Genomic DNA, 4,275 nt, shown 5'->3' with positions numbered 1-4,275 from the left:
TCAAGCCCCAGCACATACGACAACCGGCCCGACACCACACTGCCCGAACTGCCGGTCAGCATGTAACCGTCCACGCCCTCGGGGAGGGCCCCCAACCCCATGCCGTAGCCCGAGTTGCTCGCGNATGTAACCGTCCACGCCCTCGGGGAGGGCCCCCAACCCCATGCCGTAGCCCGAGTTGCTCGCGCCGGCGAAGACGCCGGTCTGGCTGCCGCGCAGGGACGTCGGATCGATCCCCGCCCGCTCGAACAACTCCCAGGCCGCCTCCAGCAGCATCCGCTGCTGCGGATCCATCGCCAGCGCCTCACGCGGCGAGATCCCGAAGAATTGGGCGTCGAACTCCCCCGCGTCATAGACGAACCCACCCTGCGGGGCGAACCGCGCGCCCGCCCCGAACATGCCCTCGACGTCCCAGCCACGGTCCGTCGGGAACTCCGCCATCGCATCCGTGCCCGAGAGCAGGAGCTGCCACAGCTGTTCCGGAGTGCGGACGTCGCCCGGGTAACGGCAGGCCATACCGACGATCGCGATCGGCTCGTCCGCGGCCACCGCGACACCGGGTACGGTCAAGGAGGCGTCGGAGGCGATGTCGCTGCCAATGACCTGGCCCAGGACGAAGTCGGCAAGCACGGCCGGGCTCGGGTAGTCGAAGACAGCCGTCGCGGGCAGCTTCAACCCGCTCGCCATGGCGAGCCGGTTGCGCACCTCCACCGCGGTCAGCGAGTCGAAGCCCATCTCCCGGAACGCACGGTTCGCCTCCACCGCGTCCGCCGACGCGTAACCGAGCACCGCGGCCGCCGTGGAACGGACCAGATCGAGGACCACCTTCAGCCGCTCGGTCGCCGACAGACCGGCAAGGCCGGCAGCGAACTGAGAGGTCTCCACGAGTGCGGAACCCTCTGCCACGTCGTCGACGAGCGCCTCGCGCACTTCGGGGATGTCGGAGATCAGCGGGCGCGGGCGGGCAGCAACGTAGCCGGGCACGAAGCGCGCCCAGTCCACGTCCGCCACGGCCACGAAGGTCTCGTCGTGCTCCACCGCCTGCACCAACGCCGACAGCGCAAGGTCCGGCTCCATCGGCAGCACACCACGCCGCCGCAGATGACGCTCGGCTTCCTCCGACGAAGCGATACCGCCCTCGGCCCAGGCACCCCAGGCGATGGAGGTCGCGGTCAGACCACGCGCCCTGCGATCCTCCGCCAGCGCGTCGAGGAAGGCGTTCGCGGCGGCGTACGCACCCTGCCCGCTGCCGCCCCACACACCGGCGTTCGACGAGAACAGCACGAACGCGTCCAACTCGGCCTCGCCGAGCAGCTCGTCCAGGTTCCGGGCACCCGCCACCTTGGCCGCCATGACGGCCGTGAGGTGTGTGGCGTCGATGTCGGCCAGGCCTGCGAACTGGCCCACGCCGGCAGCGTGGACGACGGCGGTGGGCGGATGCTCGGCCAGCAGAGCCGCCACCGCCTCGCGGTCCGCCACGTCACACGCGGCGACGGTGACCCGGGCCCCGAGCTGGGTGAGTTCCGCCGCCAACTCCTCGGCGCCCGGTGCCTCTTGGCCACGGCGACTCGTCAGTACGAGGTGTTCGGCGCCGTTGGCCGCCGCCCACCGTGCGACATGCGCACCCAACGCACCCGTGCCCCCCGTGATCAGAACCGTCCCACGAGGCGACCACGACCGGACAGCCCGCGCATCACCCAGTGGCGCCCGCACCAGACGCCGCCCGAACACGCCAGACGCACGTACCGCGATCTGGTCCTCATCGCCCGCGACGGCGGCCAACACCGCTGCCAGGCGCCCCGCAGCCCGCCCGTCCAACACCTCCGGAAGATCCAGCAGACCACCCCAACGGTCGGCATACTCCAGGCCGACGACCCGGCCAAGGCCCCACACCTGCGCCTGCGCGACGCTCGTGAGCCGGTCGGAGCGGCCCACCGACACCGCACCCCGCGTCACCAGCCACAGCGGCGCCTCGATTCCGGCATCACCGAGCGCCCGCACCAAGGAGACCGTGTCGGCAACGCCGGCCTCCCCCAGACCGAGCAGCGACACCACTCCGTCAACGGCCCCCACGCCGGAGAGCTGCTCGACCAGCCGAGCGCCGTCGTCGAGCACCAGGCGCACAACCTCAACGCTCTTGTCCTCAAGCAAATTTGATACCACGTCACTGTTTGCGTCGGCCGACACCACCAGCCAACGCCCCGACAGCGCATGCGACTCCAGCGCCAACGGCTTCCACGACACCCCGTAACGCCACTCGTCCACCCACGACCGCACCACACGCCGACGGCGCCACGACGTCAACAGCGGCAGCACCGCGCTCAGTTCGTCCTCGTCCTCGACATCCAAGGTCCTGGCGAGAGCCGACACGTCCTCCTGCTCGACGGCTTCCCAGAAGCGCGCGTCCTCGGTACCGCCGGTCAGAGTGAAGTCGAGGTCAGCCGGGGACTGTTCGAGCCAGTAGCGCTCCCGCTGGAAGGCGTACGTGGGCAACGCGACCCGGCTACCACCGGCGAGCAGCGGCTGCCAGTCCACGGACAGACCCCGCACCCAGCCCTCGGCGAGCGAGGTGACGAACCGGTCGAGCCCGCCCTCATCGCGGCGCAGGCTGCCCAGGACGGCCGCGTCCACACCCTCGAGCGACTGCTCCACACCCACGGTCAGCACCGGATGCGCGGACACCTCGACGAAGTACCGGTAACCCTGCTCCGCCAGCGCCTTCGTGGCCTCCTCGAAGCGCACGGTCTGGCGCAGATTCGTGTACCAGTACTCCGCGTCCAGGGCCATGGCCTCGTCCAGCCAGTCGGCGGTCACCGTGGAGAAGAACGAGACGTCGGGCGTACGGGGCTCAAGTCCCGTCAGGGCATTGAGGAGTTCGGTGTGGATGGCCTCCACGTGCGCAGAGTGGGAGGCGTAGTCCACCGGGATACGCCTCGCCCGGATCTCCTCCGCCTCGCAGGCGGCGAGGAGTGCGTCCAGTTCGGCGACATCGCCGGAAACGACCACGGACGAAGGGCCGTTGACCGCCGCGACGGACAGACCGTCGGTCAGCCGCTCCCGCACCTGCTCCACGGGCAGGGCCACGGAGACCATGCCACCCAGTCCCGACAGCGCCAGGATCGCCTTCGACCGCAGCGCGACCACCCGGGCCGCATCATCGATGGGCAGCGCCCCGGCCACACACGCTGCCGCGATCTCACCCTGCGAATGCCCCACCACGGCAGCCGGCTTCACACCGTATGAACGCCACAGCTCGGCGAGCGACACCATCACCGCCCACAGCACGGGCTGGACCACGTCCACCCGCTCCAGCGCCTCCGCGTCCCCCAGCACCTCGAACAGCGACCAGTCGACGTACGAGGACAGAGCGGTGGCGCACTCGCGCATCCGCTCCGCGAACACCGGCGAGGACTCGATCAGTTCGACGGCCATCCCGACCCACTGCGCCCCCTGGCCCGGGAACACGAACACGGTCTTGCCCCGGAGGTCCGCTGTACCTTGCACCACTCCGGCAACTGCCTCACCCGTGGCGAGTGCGGCGACGGCGGCCGTCGGGTCGGCGGAAACGACCACGGCACGGTGGTCCAGCGTCGCCCGAGTGGCGGCGAGCGACCAACCCACGTCGAGCGGCGAAAGGTCGGACCGCGTGGCGGCGTGAGCGTGGAGGCGTTCGGCCTGGGCACGCAGGGCGGCGGCGGACTTGCCGGACAGCAGCCACGGCACGACCGGCGCATCGGCGGCGGGCTGTCGCTCGGGCGCCGTCGGGGCCGCTTCGGGGGCCTGCTCGACGATGACGTGGGCGTTGGTGCCGCTCACCCCGAAGGAGGAGATGCCGGCGCGGCGCGGCCGGTCCGCCTCCGGCCACGGGCGGGCCTCGGCCAGCAGTTCGACGGCGCCTTCGGCCCAATCGACGTGCGAGGTCGGCTCGTCCACGTGCAGTGTCTGCGGCAGCACGCCGTGGCGCATGGCCATCACCATCTTGATGACGCCCGCGACGCCAGAAGCCGCCTGGGAGTGGCCGATGTTCGACTTGATGGAACCGAGCCACAACGGCTGGTCGGCATCGCGGTCCTGGCCGTAGGTGGCGAGCAGCGCCTGCGCCTCGATCGGGTCACCGAGCGCGGTGCCGGTACCGTGCGCCTCGACCGCGTCCACCTCGGACGCCGCAACGCGCGCGTTGGCCAGCGCGTGCCGGATGACGCGTTGCTGGGAGGGGCCGTTCGGCGCCGTCAGACCATTGGACGCACCGTCCTGGTTGACCGCCGAACCACGGAC

At 70.9% G+C, this 4,275-nt stretch carries 1 protein-coding gene; it reads right to left on the bottom strand.

Features of this window, described 5'->3' with window-relative positions; all coding sequences use genetic code 11:
• Positions 1-124 precede the first annotated feature (124 nt).
• Positions 125-4,275 (bottom strand): type I polyketide synthase (locus tag FGD71_RS01415; protein ID WP_140935793.1); only part of this gene is annotated, 4,151 nt, incomplete at both ends.

It is taken from the genome of Streptomyces sporangiiformans (assembly GCF_005768555.2).
Classification (GTDB): Bacteria; Actinomycetota; Actinomycetes; order Streptomycetales; family Streptomycetaceae; genus Streptomyces; species Streptomyces sporangiiformans.
Note: the sequence above shows the minus strand (reverse complement) of the source record. Positions and strands in the feature narration are given on the sequence as shown.